This is a genomic window from Kitasatospora sp. NPDC096204 (assembly GCF_044763205.1).
Lineage (GTDB): Bacteria > Actinomycetota > Actinomycetes > Streptomycetales > Streptomycetaceae > Kitasatospora.
Map to the genome: position 1 here is coordinate 25,630 of NZ_JBIWFT010000009.1, position 14,508 is coordinate 40,137.

Genomic DNA, 14,508 nt, shown 5'->3' on the forward strand with positions numbered 1-14,508 from the left:
CGTGTGAGAGAACAAGGAGGTGGTACCCGTGAACGCAGTATCGACATGGGTGCTCCCCTCCGGGGTCACGGTCGGGCGATAGGTCGTCGTCCGGGAGCGCCATCTCTGAGCACTCCCGAAAGGCACGACCATGCACTTCACTTCTGAGCAGCGTTTCGACGACGGTGTCGTCGAGCGCGAGTTCACTCTCGGCGAGATCCCCGGCATCCTGTGGACGCCCGCGTCCGCCTCCGCGTCCGCGCCGGTACCGCTGATCCTGATCTGTCCCCCGCCGCTCGGACTGGGCAAGATGTACCCCCGGCTGGCGGGTCGGGCCCGGTACTACGCGGCGGAGTACGGCTTCGCCTCGGCCACCATCGAACTTCCCGGGAGCGGCGACCGTCCCCGCTGGGCCGCCGCCGACCAGGCCCGCGCCGACCTGCGCCGAGCCATGGAGGCGGGGGAGCCGGTCAGCGGCGAGATCATCGACGCCCTGATCCTCCCGCTGGTTGAGAAGTCCGTCCCGGAATGGCAGGCAGCGCTCGACGACCTCCTCGCGCTGCCCGAGATCGCCGGCCCGGTCGGGTACGAGGGGGGAATCATCTCCATCGGCGTCCGGCTGGCGGTGGTCGAGCCGCGCATCGCGGCCGCCGGCCTCTTCGCCGGAAGTCTCGTGCCCGCCGCCATCTTCGAGGATGCCCGGCAGGTCACCATCCCGCTGCAGGTCCTGCTGCAGTGGGACGACGAGGGGAACCCCCGGCAGGCAGCCCTGGACCTGTTCGACGCCTTCGGCTCCAAGGAGAAGACCCTGCACGCCAACATGGGCGGACACACCGGCGTCCCGCAGTACGAGGTCGACGCCGGGGCCCGCTTCTTCGCCCGGCACCTGAAGTGAGTCCGGGCCGTCAGGCCGGCGGCAGGCGGTAAGGGCGCCGCCTACCGAGGACCAGCCCAGCGCTCTACACCGTGGGCCCCTGCCAAACTGGCAGGGGCCCACGGTGCCCACGCGTTCGGGCCGCTGCACCGGCGAACGGTGGACTTCGGCGCCGGCCGGGAGTTCCCGATCGTCGACTACATCGACCTCAAGCTGGGCTCGGGCACTCCGTGGCGCCCGAGCCCGGCCGAGGAACGTCAGTGCGCCGCGGCCTCCCAGTTGGGGCCGACGCCGACGGAGACGTCCAGCGGGGCGCGCAGCGGGTAGGCACCCGCCATCTGCTCGCGGACGACGGCCTCGACCTGCTCGCGCTCGCCGGGGGCCAGCTCCAGCACGATTTCGTCGTGCACCTGGAGCAGCATCCGGGAGGTGAGGCCGGCGGCGCGCAGCGCCTCATCCACCCGGAGCATGGCGATCTTGACGATGTCGGCGGCCGAGCCCTGGATCGGGGCGTTGAGGGCCATCCGCTCGGCCATCTCACGGCGCTGGCGGTTGTCACTGTTGAGGTCGGGCAGGTAGCGGCGGCGGCCGAGCAGGGTCTCGGTGTAGCCGGTGGCGCGGGCCTCGTCGACGACCCGGCGCAGATAGTCCCGCACGCCGCCGAAGCGCTCGAAGTAGGTGTCCATCAGGCCCTGGGCCTCGGCCGGCTTGATGCCGAGCTGCTGCGAGAGCCCGTACGCGGACAGCCCGTACGCCAGGCCGTAGGACATCGCCTTGATCTTGCGGCGCATCTCGGCGTCCACCGCGGCGCGCGGCACCTCGAAGACCTGGGAGGCGACGGTGTTGTGGAGGTCCTCGCCGGAGGCGAAGGCCTCGATCAGCGCCTCGTCCTCGGACAGGTGCGCCATGATCCGCAGTTCGATCTGCGAGTAGTCGGCGGTGAGCAGCGACTCGTAGCCCTGGCCGACGACGAAGGCGCGGCGGATCGCCCGTCCCTCCTCGGTGCGGACGGGGATGTTCTGCAGGTTCGGGTCCTGCGAGGAGAGCCGGCCGGTGGCGGCGACCATCTGGTTGAAGGTGGTGTGGATCCGGCCCTTGGGCGAGACGGTCTTGAGCAGGCCCTCGACGGTGGTGCGCAGCTTGGCCTGGTCGCGGTGGCGCAGCAGGATGACCGGCAGCTCGTTGTCGGTCTGGGTGGCCAGCCAGGTGAGCGCGTCGGCGTCGGTGGTGTAGCCGGTCTTGATCTTCTTGGTCTTGGGGAGCGCGAGCTCGCCGAAGAGGATCTCCTGGAGCTGCTTGGGCGAGCCGAGGTTGAACTCGTGCCCGGCGGCGGCGTGCGCCTCCTCCACCACGCGCTGGATCTCGGCGGCGAACTGGGCCTCCAGGCCGGTGAGCCACTCGCGGTCGGCGGCGATGCCGTAGCGCTCCATGCGGGCCAGCAGGGCGGCGATGGGCAGTTCCATGTCGTGCATCAGCCCGGCGGCGCCGACCTCGGCGAGGCGGGTGTCGAAGAGCGCGGCGAGGTCGAGCACGGCGCGGGCCTGGAGCATCAGCGACTGGGCGTGCGCCGTCGGGTCCTCCTCCGGTGCGTCGAAGGCGAGTTGGCCGCTCTCGGTGGCGGGGGCCGGGGTGAGCGAGCGGGCCAGGTACTCCTCGGCGAGCACCTCGAGGGTGAAGGTGCGGCGGCCGGGCTTCTCCAGGTAGGCGGCGAGCGCGGTGTCGGCGACGACGCCCTCGATCGTCCAGCCGCGCTCGGCGAAGGCGCGCATGACCTGCTTGGCGATGTGCAGGGCCTTGGGGGCGGTGGCGTCGGCGAGCCAGGCGGCGAAGGCCCGCTCGTCCTCCTCGGCGAGCAGCGCCGGGTCGAACCAGGCGGCCGTCTCCCCGGTGGCGAGGGCGACTTCGGTGACCTCGCCGGCGCCGAGCGCCCACTGGTAGACGGCGGCGAGCGCGACGGTGGTCTTGCCGTCGGCGGCGTGCTCGGCGAGCCAGGCGGCGAGGGTGCCCGGGTCGGTGAGGAGTTCGCCGTCGACCTCGACGCCAGGGGCGAGTTCGGCTTCCGCCGAGTCCTCGCCGGCGGACGGGTCGATGCCGTAGACGCGGTCGCGGAAGTTGGCGTTGCGGAACTCCAGCGACTCCATCAGGGTGCCGACGGCGTCCCGGTCGAACGGCTTGCGGTCCAGCTCGGCGACGCCGAGCGGGAGTTCGACGTCGCGGACCAGCTCGGTGAGCACCCGGTTGCGCTTGACCGAGTCGAGGTGGTCGCGCAGCTTCTCGCCGATCTTGCCCTTCACCTCGTCGGCGCGGGTGACGAGTTCGTCGAAGGAGCCGAACTGGTTGACCCACTTGGCGGCGGTCTTCTCGCCGACGCCGGGGATGCCGGGCAGGTTGTCGGACGGGTCCCCGCGCAGCGCGGCGAGGTCCGGGTACTGGCGCGGGGTGACGCCGTACTTCTCGGTGACCTTCTCCGGGGTGAAGCGGGTGAGTTCGGAGACGCCCTTGGTCGGGTAGAGCACGGTGACGTGGTCGGTGACCAGCTGCAGCGAGTCGCGGTCGCCGGTGACGATGTCGACGTCGAAGCCGGCCGCCTCGGCGGCGGTGGCCAGGGTGGCGATGATGTCGTCGGCCTCGAAGCCCTCGACCGTCAGCCGGGGGATGTTCATGGCGTCGAGCAGTTCGCCGATCAGGCCGACCTGGCTGCGGAACTCGTCAGGGGTCTTGGCGCGGTTGGCCTTGTAGTCGGGGAACTCGACGGAGCGGAAGGTCTGCCGGGAGACGTCGAAGGCGACGGCGAGGTGGGTGGGCCGTTCGTCGCGGACGGTGTTGGCGAGCATCGAGGCGAAGCCGTAGACCGCGTTGGTGGGCTGGCCGGTGGAGGTGTTGAAGTTCTCCACGGGCAGGGCGTAGAAGGCCCGGTAGGCCATCGAGTGCCCGTCGAGCAGCATCAGCCGGGGCCGCGGGCCGGCCCCGCCGCCACCCGTCGCGCCCTTGTCCGTACTCTGCGTAGCCACGTCAACGTCCGTTCCTGCCGATTCCACTACCGGCCACCGATCCTATGGCCCGGCACCGACAAAAAGGGCGCCGCGCCGGTCCGGCCGCAGCTGCTACCTACGAGTAGGACGGTCGTACGATCACAGGCGGCACACGCCCGAACATCCCCGACGATCCCCGAACATCCCCGACGTCCCCCGGGCGACACCCGGCACCCCCGAGCAACCCCGGCACTCCCCGAGCGGCCCCGACATCCCCCAGCGACAGGAGCACCCCATGACCGACACCGCCCCCGACACCGCCCCCGACACGGCCCCCGACACCGAGCCCGTCCTGAACGTCCCGCAGGACGTGCTGGACCACTTCGCCAAGCTCGGCGTGAGCCCGCAGACCTTCTCCGGCGGCCACCTCGGCGAGAAGATGGGCATCCGGATCGTCGAGGCCTCCCCCGACCGCGTGGTCGGCACCATGCCAGTGGAGGGCAACCAGCAGCCGTACGGGCTGCTGCACGGCGGCGCGTCGGCGGCGCTGGCCGAGACGCTGGGCTCGATCGGGGCGATGCTGCACGCCGGCCCCGGCCGGTACGCGGTCGGCGTGGACCTCAACGCCACCCACCACCGCTCGGCCACCTCCGGGCTGGTGACCGGGGTGGCGACCGCCGTGTTCAAGGGCCGCACCGCCGCCACGTACGAGATCGCGATCACCGACGACACCGGCCGGCGGATCACCAGCTGCCGACTGACCTGCATGCTGCGCGACCTCTGACCGGCCGCGCCCGAAAGCTCCCGACAACGTCCGTACGACGTCGGCGAGTTCACTCCGGGCAACATCAAGTCCCTTTTCCGCCCCCTTGTTTGACCATCCGCCGGCCTGGGCAGGCGTTGATCTGGACAAGGGGGCGTTCGCATGTCCGGGCGCGGTGGGCGCGGATCCCGCACCTGTAACGCTGCGTAACAAGTAGGAAATCCGATCAATTGCCGGTTCCGGGGCTTTCAGTCGCCCCGGAGCGACTCGGCCGAGCCCTTCTTGTCCGTAATACGGACGCTCAAGGTCGGAAGCAGGGCATCGGACACGAGCGTCCGATAGTCGACGCTGCCAGCTGCAACCCGCATTTCTGGGCCTTACATCGCCCTAGCAGCGCGTAAACGCCCACCATCGCGGGATCGATCGAGCCGGAACGACCACATCGTGAGACACATACTCCGTGTGCTCATAACAAGAGAATCACAGCCTGCTCCCAGCACTGCCCGAGCCGCCCAACGGCATCTAGAGTCACGGCCAGTCACCGCGCCATTCGATTGGGCCAGGCCCTCCGCGCACTCCGGCTCCCGCCACTCCGGCGCGGGCGCCTCCCGAACCGAAGGGGACCCTCGTGCGTCATCGTTCAGCAGTTGTCGTGAGCATTGCCGTGATCGGCGCCCTCAGCCTCAGTGCCTGCGGCTCCCGCGGAGAGAAGAGCAGCGGCAACGGCGGCGGCGACTCCGCCTCCACCACCGTCGTGATCGGGGTCGACGCCCCGCTCACCGGCGACCTCTCCGCCCTCGGCCTCGGCATCCGCAACTCCGTCGACCTCGCGATCAAGAAGGCCAACGAGGCCAACGAGGTCCCCGGCGTCAAGTTCGAGATCAAGGCGCTGGACGACACCGGCAAGCCCGCCCCCGGCCAGCAGAACGCCACCCAGCTGGTCGGTGACTCCAAGGTCCTCGGCGTCGTCGGCCCGCTCAACTCCAGTGTGGCGCAGTCGATGCAGCAGATCTTCGACGACAAGAACCTGGTCGAGGTCTCCCCCGCCAACACCGGCGTCGCCCTCAGCCAGGGCGAGAAGTGGGCCAGCGGCGAGAAGAAGCGCCCCTTCAAGTCCTACTTCCGCACCGCCACCACCGACGCCGTCCAGGGCCCGTTCGCCGCCCAGTTCCTCTACAACGACGCCAAGAAGACCAAGGTCTTCCTCATCGACGACCAGAAGACCTACGGTGCCGGCCTGGCCGGCACCTTCAAGGGCGAGTTCACCAAGCTCGGCGGCACCCTCGTCGGCGAGGAGCACGTCAACCCCGACGACCGCGACTTCGCCGCCATCGTCACCAAGGTCAAGAGCTCCGGCGCCGAAGCCGTCTACTACGGCGGCGAGTACCCCGCGGCCGGCCCGCTCTCCCTCCAGCTCAAGGAGGCCGGCGTCACCATCCCGCTGATGGGCGGCGACGGCATCCAGAGCGCCGACTTCATCAAGCTCAACCCCAAGAGCCAGGGCGACTACGCCACCGCCGTCGGCCTGCCCGTCGAAAGCCTCGACACCGCCAAGAAGTTCATCGCCGACTACAAGACCGCCGGCTACAAGGACGCCTACGAGACCTACGGCGGCTACTCCTACGACAGCGCCTGGGCCATCATCCAGGGCGTCAAGGCCGCGAAGGCCGCCGGCAAGACCCTCACCCGCGAGACCGTCCGCGACGCCGTCCAGAACGTCACCTTCGACGGCGTCACCGGCAAGGTCTCCTTCGACGAGTTCGGCGACACCACCAACAAGCAGCTCACCGTCTACACCGTCAAGGACGGCAAGTGGGCCGTGGAGAAGTCCGGCACCTTCAAGGGCTGACGCAGGCCCGCACAGGCCGACGCGGGCCCACCCGGACCGGACACCGGCCCACTCGGGCCGACACGGGACGGAGCAGCCTGACGCACCGTCATCACCCGCACCGCCAGCGCCACTTCACCACCACCGCGCGCGGGGGCGCCACCAGTGCCCCCGCGCGCACCCACATCCACCACCCACGCGGACAACCCCCGAACGCACTACGGAGGCCCAGCGGTGCACGACCTACCGCAGCAGCTGGCCAACGGCCTGATCCTCGGCGCCCTCTACGGGCTCGTCGCGATCGGCTACACGATGGTCTACGGCATCGTCCAGCTCATCAACTTCGCCCACGGCGAGATCGTCATGGTCGGCGGCTTCGGCGCCCTGACCGCCTACCTCGCCCTCCCCGGCGGCACCACCCTGTGGCTGGCCCTGCCGCTCATGCTGATCGCCGGCATCCTGGTCTCCACCCTCACCGCCGTCGCCGCCGAGCGCTTCGCCTACCGCCCCCTGCGCAACGCCCCCCGGCTCGCCCCGCTGATCACCGCGATCGGGCTGTCCATCTTCCTCCAGCAACTCGTCTTCTCCTTCTACCCGGACGCCAAGAAGGCCCGCGTCTTCCCCAAGCTCCCCGGCGACCCCTTCAGCCTCGGCTCCGTCACCATCCAGCGCAGCGACCTCTTCCTGATCATCGCCGCCCCGCTGTGCATGCTCGCCCTCGGCTGGTTCGTCACCCGCACCCGCTCCGGACGCGCCATGCAGGCCACCAGCCAGGACCCGGACACCGCCAAGCTGATGGGCATCGACACCGACCGCATCATCGTCATGGCCTTCGCCATCGGCGCCGCGTTCGCCGCCGTCGCCGCCGTCGCCTACGGACTGCGCAGCGGCCAGGTCGACTTCCGGATGGGCTTCATCCTCGGCCTCAAGGCCTTCACCGCCGCCGTCCTCGGCGGCATCGGCAACATCTACGGCGCCATGCTCGGCGGCCTCGCCCTCGGCCTCGCCGAAGCCCTCGCCACCGGCTACATCCAGCACCTGCCCGGCATGCACCTCTTCGGAGGCGGCGCCTGGAAGGACGTCTGGGCGTTCGTTCTCCTCATCCTCGTACTCCTGATCAGGCCCCAGGGCCTGCTCGGCGAGCGCGTCGCGGACAGGGCGTGACCACCATGACCACCACCCACACCGAAACCACCCCGGTCATCCCGCTGCCCACCCGCGCCGCCGCTGCCGCCACCGGACTCGGCGCCCTCGCCACCACGGCCTCCGCCGCCATGTCCTGGACCTGGACCCCCGACTTCCCCGGCGACCTCACCTACTACGGCTCCCCCGCCGGACTCCAGTGGCTCGCCCTCGCCGCCGGCCTCCTCACCCTCGTCCTTCTGCTCGCCTGCCAGGGCGTCCCCGGCCTGCGCTGGGCCGCCCCCACCCGCAGCAACAACGCCGTCCTGTACGCCGCCACCGGCGCCCTCGCCGTCGCCGTCTACGCGGTGTCCGCCATCTCCGCCGAGCTCGGCGGCCTCGCCAACCTCGAACCCGGCGGCTGGGTACTCGCCGCGGGCGGCCTGATCGGCGTCCTCGGCGCCCTCGGCCTGCCCCTCGACCGCCGCACCGCCGTCCCGCTGCGGATCCTCGACAAGCGCCTCTTCCTGCTCGTCCCGATCGCCCCCGCCGCCTGGTTCGGCGCCCACGCCGTCCCCACGGACCAGCCCGTCGCCCCCGTCCTCACCGCCCTGACCGGCGGCCTCGCCATCGCGGCCGGCGTCGTCCTGCTGCTCCAGCTCGGCCACCTCGCCAACAGCGGACTGCGCCTCGGCCGGGCCGAGCGCCCCCTGGCCGCGCCGCGCGCCCTCCCCTCCTGGATCGAGGTGCTGCTGATCGTCCTCGCCTTCGGGCTCGGACTGTTCGCCATCACCTTCGGCATCGACACCGAGTACGGCGAACTCTTCACCTGCTACCTGCTGTTCGTCGCCCTCGCCGTTCCCGCCCTCACCAGGTCCGGCCTGATCGCCCGGCTGCGCGCGCTGACCGTCAAGCACCGCCCCGTCACCACCGGCGCCGCCTTCGCCGCCGCCGCCAGCTTCCCGTTCACCCAGACCAGCGACCAGTACACCTCCGTCGCCACCAACATCCTGATCTTCGCCACCGTCGCCCTCGGCCTCAACATCGTCGTCGGCCTGGCCGGACTGCTCGACCTCGGGTACGTCGCCTTCCTCGGCGTCGGCGCCTACGCCGCCGCCCTGGTCTCCGGCTCCCCCGCCTCGCCCATCCACGTCCAGTTCCCGTTCTGGGCCGCGATGCTCACCGGCGCCGTCGTCTCCATGGTCTTCGGCGTCCTCATCGGCGCCCCCACCCTGCGACTGCGCGGCGACTACCTCGCCATCGTCACCCTCGGGTTCGGCGAGATCTTCCGCATCACCATGCTCAACCTCAACGGCACCACCGGCCCCAAGGTCACCAACGGCTCCAACGGCATCCCCCGCATCCCGGACCTGGAGATCCTCGGCTTCGACCTCGGCAAACCGCACACCGTCGCCGGCATCGAACTCGGCCGCTTCTCCAACTACTACCTGCTGATGCTGCTGGTCACCGCCCTCGTCGTGCTGGTCTTCGCCCGCGTCGGCAACTCCCGCATCGGCCGCGCCTGGGTCGCCATCCGCGAGGACGAGACCGCCGCCGAGGCCATGGGCATCAACGGCTTCCGCCTCAAACTGCTCGCCTTCGCCCTCGGCGCCCTGCTCGCCGGCCTGGCCGGCACCGTCCAGGCCCACGTCAGCTACACCGTCACCCCCGACCAGTACACCTTCGCCGAGGCCCTCCCGCCGAACTCCGCCTTCCTGCTCGCCGCCGTCATCCTCGGCGGCATGGGCACCATCAGCGGCCCGCTGGCCGGCGCCACCCTGCTCTTCCTCATCCCGAAGAAGCTCGAGTTCCTCGCCGACTACCAGCTCCTCGCCTTCGGCGCCGCCCTCATCGTCCTGATGCGGGTCCGCCCCGAGGGCCTCATCCCCAACCGGCGCCGCCAGCTGGAGTTCCACGAGACCGCCCTCCCGGCCCAGACCGCCGGCGAGCCGACCGCACTCACCAAGGCAGGGGCGTGACCGACCCGATGACCACCACCGCCGCACCCCTGCTCGAAGTCACCGGCGTCACCATGCGCTTCGGCGGCCTCACCGCCGTCAACGACGTCTCCCTGACCGTCGGCGAAGGCGAGATCATCGGTCTCATCGGCCCCAACGGCGCCGGCAAGACCACCTTCTTCAACTGCCTCACCGGCCTCTACGTCCCCACCGAGGGCGCCGTCCGCTTCCGCGACACCCTGCTGCCGCCCAAGCCCCATCTGGTCACCCAGGCCGGCATCGCCCGCACCTTCCAGAACATCCGGCTCTTCGCCAACATGACCGTCCTGGAGAACGTCCTGGTCGGCCGGCACACCCGCACCAAGGAAGGCATCTTCTCCGCCATCCTGCGCGGACCCGGCTACCACCGCGCCGAGGCCGAGAGCCGCGCGAAGGCCATGGAACTCCTGCAGTTCACCGGCCTCGCCGAGAAGGCCGACCACCTCGCCCGCAACCTCCCCTACGGCGAACAGCGCAAACTGGAGATCGCCCGCGCCCTCGCCTCCGAACCCGGCCTGCTGCTCCTCGACGAACCCACCGCCGGCATGAACCCCCAGGAGACCCGGGCCGCCGAGGAACTCGTCTTCGCGATCCGCGACAAGGGGATCTCCGTCCTCGTCATCGAGCACGACATGCGGTTCATCTTCAACCTCTGCGACCGCACCGCCGTACTCGTCCAGGGCCAGAAGATCGTCGAGGGCGACCGCGAGACCGTCCAGAACGACGAACGCGTCATCACCGCCTACCTGGGCGCCCCGCTCGAAGGCACCGACCCGGCTGCCCCGGCTGCCCCGGCTGCCCCGGAGAACGTTACGGAGTCCGACCAGTGACCGCACTTCTCGAGGTCCAGGACCTCCGCGTCGCCTACGGCAAGATCGAAGCCGTCAAGGGCATCAGCTTCACCGTCGAGCAGGGCGAGGTCACCACCCTCATCGGCACCAACGGCGCCGGCAAGACCACCACCCTGCGCACCCTGTCCGGCCTGCTCAAGCCCACCGCCGGACGGATCACCTTCGACGGCCAGGACCTCTCCACCGTCCCCGCCCACCGGATCGTCGCCCTCGGCCTCGCCCATTCCCCCGAGGGCCGGCACATCTTCCCCCGGATGACCATCGAGGAGAACCTCCTCCTCGGCGCCTTCCTGCGCACCGACGCGGCCGGCATCGCCGCGGACGTCGAGCGGGCCTACGGCCTGTTCCCGATCCTCGGCGAACGGCGCCGCCAGGCCGCCGGGACGCTCTCCGGCGGCGAGCAGCAGATGCTCGCGATGGGGCGGGCGCTGATGTCCCAGCCCAAGCTGCTCATGCTGGACGAGCCCTCGATGGGACTCTCCCCGCTGATGATGCAGAAGATCATGTCCACCATCGTGGAACTGAAGTCGTCCGGCACGACCATCCTCCTGGTCGAGCAGAACGCCCAGGCGGCCCTCTCCCTCTCCGACCGCGGCTACGTCATGGAGACCGGCCGCATCGTCCTCTCCGGCACGGGCGCCGACCTCCTGCACGACGAGTCCGTGCGGAAGGCCTACCTCGGCGAGGACTGATCCCTCCGCGTACGCGAAGGGCCCGGCAGAAACGTTCTGCCGGGCCCTTCGCACGCGCGTTACTCGGACTTGCCCTCTTCCGCCTTCTTGCGGTCCTGGGCCTCGCCCTCCTCGATGACCGCCTCGGCCACCGCCGCCATCGTCATCCGACGGTCCATCGACGTCTTCTGGATCCACCGGAAGGCCGCCGGCTCGTTCAGCCCGAACTTGGTCTGCAGCACGCCCTTCGCCCGGTCCACCAGCTTGCGCGTCTCCAGCCGCTGGCTGAGATCCCCGATCTCCTTCTCCAGAGCCCGCATCTCCGCGTACCGGGACACCGCCATCTCGATCGCCGGCACCAGGTCCGACTTCGAGAACGGCTTGACGATGTACGCCATCGCCCCGGCATCCCGCGCCCGGTCCACCAGCTCCCGCTGCGAGAACGCCGTCAGCATCAGCACCGGCGCCAGGTGCTTCTCGTGGATCTGCTCGGCAGCCGAGAGCCCGTCGAGGATCGGCATCTTCACGTCGAAGATCGCCAGGTCCGGCTTCAGCTCCTCCACGAGCCGCACCGCCGTCTCCCCGTCGCCGGCCTCACCGACGACGGTGTACCCCTCCTCCTCGAGCATCTCCTTGAGGTCGAGGCGGATCAGCGCCTCGTCCTCGGCGATCACAATCCGCGTGATCTGGGGCGTATCGGTCTCAAGCGGCTGCGCCTGCTCGTCGGCGGTGCTCACGGGGCTCCTAGTTCCGGCGGGGTACTGCATGCACGAGGGTACCCAGACACGGTATGTTTGAGACCAGCGGGTCCGAAGTTCAACCTTCGAATCCATGGGCGCCCCGGTAGCCCAGCGGGAGAGGCGATGGTCTCAAACACCATACAGCGTGGGTTCGAATCCCACTCGGGGCACTTATCCTTCGATTCGTAAGCCACTTAGGCCAGCCTAACCGTTTGCGATCTTCATCAATGCGGATGAAAATCGCCGCATTCACCGGATCCACCCGTGCGATTCGCGCACGCTCGGCCGTGTGTACGACATGGCCGCACGCCGGCGAGCACTCGATCTGCGCGCCTCCGGGCTGACCTTCAGCCAGGTGGGTCGTGCGACCGGGATCTCCCGCTTCTCGATCCGTCAGTGGGCATCCGGCGCAGTGCCCGGCCCACGCATGACCGCCGAATGCCCGGTCCGCAACGATCGACTCGATCCCTCAAGGCCACGCCCCCAGTACTCCTACCTGCTCGGCCTCTACCTGGGCGACGGCTGCATCAGCGAGGGCCGCCGCCAGGTCCACGCCCTCCGTATCGCATGCTGCGACACCTGGCCGGGCCTCGTCCTCGAGTGCGAGCGGGCCGTCGCCGCCGTCATGGCGCACAACAAGGTCAACCGGGTCCAGGCGCCCGGCTGTACCAGCGTCGTCAGCACCAGCAAGCACTGGCCCTGCCTCTTCCCCCAGCACGGCCCCGGCCCGAAGCACCTGCGGCCGATCGTCCTCACACCGTGGCAGCAGGAGATCGTCGATGCCCACCCCTGGGAGTTCCTCCGTGGCCTGATCCACTCCGACGGCTGCCGCATCACCAACTGGACGACCCGCACCGTGCGCGGTGTCACGAAGCGCTACGAGTACCCGCGTTACTTCTTCACCAACACCTCGACCGACATCATCGGCCTCTTCACCGCCACCCTCGACGCCGTCGGCGTCCACTGGAAGGCCGCTTCGCGCCCCACCGGCGCCACGAACGTTTCCATCGCCCGCAAGGACTCCGTCGCCCTCATGGACGCCCACGTCGGCCCCAAGTACTGACAGCGGCGCGGCCCCCGGAAGGGCCGCGCCGCCGATCGAATCCCGCTCAGGCGTCCAGGGTTCCCACGTGGTGGACGCGGACGAGGTTGGTGGAGCCGGCCAGGCCGGGGGGCGAGCCGGCGGTGATGACGACGATGTCGCCCTTCTGGCAGCGGCCGAGCGAGAGCAGGGCCGCGTCGACCTGCTCGACCATCTGGTCCGTCGTCGGGGCGAACGGGCCGAGGAAGGTCTCCACGCCCCAGGTGAGGGCGAGTTGGGAGCGGACGGCGGGCTCGTAGGTGAAGGCGAGCACCGGGATGGGCGAGCGGGAGCGGGTGAGCCTGCGGGCGGTGTCGCCGGACTGGGTGAAGGCGATCAGGTACTTGGCGTGCAGGAAGTCGCCGATCTCGGCGGCCGCGCGGGCGACGGCGCCGCCCTGGGTCCGCGGCTTGCTGCCGGTGGTCAGAGGCGGCAGCCCGGCCGCGAGGATGTCGGTCTCGGCGGCCTCGACGATCCGGGCCATGGTCTTGACCGTCTCGACCGGGTACTTGCCGACCGAGGTCTCCCCGGAGAGCATCACGGCGTCCGTGCCGTCCAGGACGGCGTTGGCGACGTCGGAGGCCTCCGCGCGGGTGGGCCGGGAGGCGTTGATCATCGAGTCGAGCATCTGGGTCGCGACGATGACGGGCTTGGCGTTGCGGCGGGCGAGCTTGATGGCGCGCTTCTGGACCAGCGGGACCTGTTCGAGGGGCATCTCCACGCCCAGGTCACCGCGGGCCACCATGATCCCGTCGAAGGCGTCGACGACGGATTCCAGGTTCTCCACTGCCTGCGGCTTCTCGATCTTGGCGATGACCGGGACGCGGCGCCCCTCCTCCGCCATGATCCGGTGGACGTCCTCGACGTCCCGCCCGCTGCGGACGAAGGAGAGCGCGACGAGGTCGGCCCCGGTCCGCAGGGCCCACCGCAGGTCGGCGACGTCCTTGTCGCTGAGCGCGGGGACGGAGACGGCGACGCCGGGGAGGTTGAGGCCCTTGTGGTCGGAGACCAGCCCGCCCTCGATGACGAGGCACCGCACGTGCGGCCCGTCGACGGCGACGACCTCCAGGGTGACCCGGCCGTCGTCGACCAGGACGCGCTCGCCGCGGCTGACGTCGGCGGCGAGCCCGGAGTAGGTGGTTCCGCAGCGGTCCTTGTCTCCCACGACGCCCTTGTCGGTGGAGATGGTGAACTCGTCGCCGCGTTCGAGGAGTACGGGTCCGTGGGCGAAGGTGTCGAGCCGGATCTTCGGGCCTTGAAGGTCGACGAGAATGCCGACGCTGCGGCCGGTCTCGTCGGCGGCCTTGCGGACGCGGCGGTAGCGTTCCTCGTGCTCGGCGTGCGAGCCGTGACTGAGGTTCAGTCGGGCGATGTCCATCCCGGCGTCGACCAGGGACTTGATCTGGTCGTACGAGTCGGTGGCGGGCCCGAGGGTGCAGACGATTTTTGCTCGGCGCATGGTGCTGAGACTAGGCATTACCGGCGCGTAACCGCGACGCGGGTCCGGACTGCGGGATGACCGTTTCTGTAAGGCGAGTTGAACAATCTGACACATCTTCGGGCCGCAGTGCGGACACCCTTCGCCGCGCGCCCTCCGCACGCCCTGCGCGCCCCCGTCGCACCGCCCTTC

General features: G+C 70.1%; 11 protein-coding genes and 1 tRNA gene. 9 read left to right on the forward strand and 3 right to left on the reverse strand.

What is annotated here, in order from left to right; translation table 11 throughout:
- Positions 1-130: 130 nt before the first annotated feature.
- The gene (locus ACIQ87_RS11970; RefSeq protein WP_402405198.1) at positions 131-874 is read left to right on the forward strand and encodes an alpha/beta hydrolase; all 744 of its coding nucleotides are present in this window, start codon (positions 131-133) and stop codon (positions 872-874) included.
- Between the two features lie 236 nt (positions 875-1,110).
- On the opposite strand, the gene polA is transcribed toward ACIQ87_RS11970, so the two are convergent.
- Positions 1,111-3,798 carry a DNA polymerase I gene (polA, locus tag ACIQ87_RS11975; protein ID WP_402405464.1) on the reverse strand — a complete coding sequence of 896 codons (2,688 nt, stop codon included), beginning with the start codon at positions 3,796-3,798 and terminating at the stop codon, positions 1,111-1,113.
- 322 nt (positions 3,799-4,120) lie between these two features.
- Here polA and ACIQ87_RS11980 point away from each other — a divergent pair, with 322 nt between their 5' ends.
- The 6 genes from ACIQ87_RS11980 (at position 4,121) to ACIQ87_RS12005 (ending at position 11,078) form a co-directional block, all read left to right on the forward strand.
- Entirely contained in the window at positions 4,121-4,609 is a 489-nt protein-coding gene (locus tag ACIQ87_RS11980) for a PaaI family thioesterase (protein WP_402405200.1), read from the forward strand.
- A gap of 607 nt (positions 4,610-5,216) precedes the next feature.
- Complete coding sequence (locus tag ACIQ87_RS11985) at positions 5,217-6,437, forward strand: branched-chain amino acid ABC transporter substrate-binding protein (RefSeq protein ID WP_402405202.1); 1,221 nt, start codon at positions 5,217-5,219, stop codon at positions 6,435-6,437.
- A 213-nt stretch (positions 6,438-6,650) separates the two neighbouring features.
- Positions 6,651-7,580, forward strand: coding sequence for a branched-chain amino acid ABC transporter permease (locus ACIQ87_RS11990; RefSeq protein ID WP_359819021.1), 930 nt, complete (start codon positions 6,651-6,653; stop codon positions 7,578-7,580).
- A 5-nt stretch (positions 7,581-7,585) separates the two neighbouring features.
- Positions 7,586-9,517: a branched-chain amino acid ABC transporter permease gene (locus ACIQ87_RS11995; protein ID WP_402405466.1), complete on the forward strand. Its 1,932-nt coding sequence runs from the start codon at positions 7,586-7,588 to the stop codon at positions 9,515-9,517.
- 8 nt (positions 9,518-9,525) lie between these two features.
- Complete coding sequence (locus ACIQ87_RS12000; RefSeq protein WP_402405467.1) at positions 9,526-10,365, forward strand: ABC transporter ATP-binding protein; 840 nt, start codon at positions 9,526-9,528, stop codon at positions 10,363-10,365.
- Positions 10,362-11,078, forward strand: coding sequence for an ABC transporter ATP-binding protein (locus ACIQ87_RS12005; RefSeq protein WP_392869202.1), 717 nt, complete (start codon positions 10,362-10,364; stop codon positions 11,076-11,078). The genes ACIQ87_RS12000 and ACIQ87_RS12005 overlap by 4 nt, the downstream gene beginning before the upstream one ends.
- 59 nt (positions 11,079-11,137) lie before the next feature.
- Here ACIQ87_RS12005 and ACIQ87_RS12010 read toward each other — a convergent pair whose 3' ends face one another.
- Positions 11,138-11,794, reverse strand: a complete 657-nt coding sequence (locus ACIQ87_RS12010) for an ANTAR domain-containing response regulator (protein ID WP_402405204.1) — start codon at positions 11,792-11,794, stop codon at positions 11,138-11,140.
- Between the two features lie 100 nt (positions 11,795-11,894).
- Between ACIQ87_RS12010 and ACIQ87_RS12015 the strand changes: the two genes are divergently transcribed.
- A tRNA-Leu gene (locus ACIQ87_RS12015) sits at positions 11,895-11,967 on the forward strand.
- A 257-nt stretch (positions 11,968-12,224) separates the two neighbouring features.
- A complete protein-coding gene (locus ACIQ87_RS12020) occupies positions 12,225-12,860 on the forward strand; it encodes a hypothetical protein (RefSeq protein WP_402405206.1) in 636 nt (211 codons plus the stop codon).
- Between the two features lie 46 nt (positions 12,861-12,906).
- On the opposite strand, the gene pyk is transcribed toward ACIQ87_RS12020, so the two are convergent.
- Positions 12,907-14,337, reverse strand: coding sequence for a pyruvate kinase (gene pyk, locus ACIQ87_RS12025; protein WP_402405208.1), 1,431 nt, complete (start codon positions 14,335-14,337; stop codon positions 12,907-12,909).
- Between the last annotated feature and the right edge of the window lie 171 nt (positions 14,338-14,508).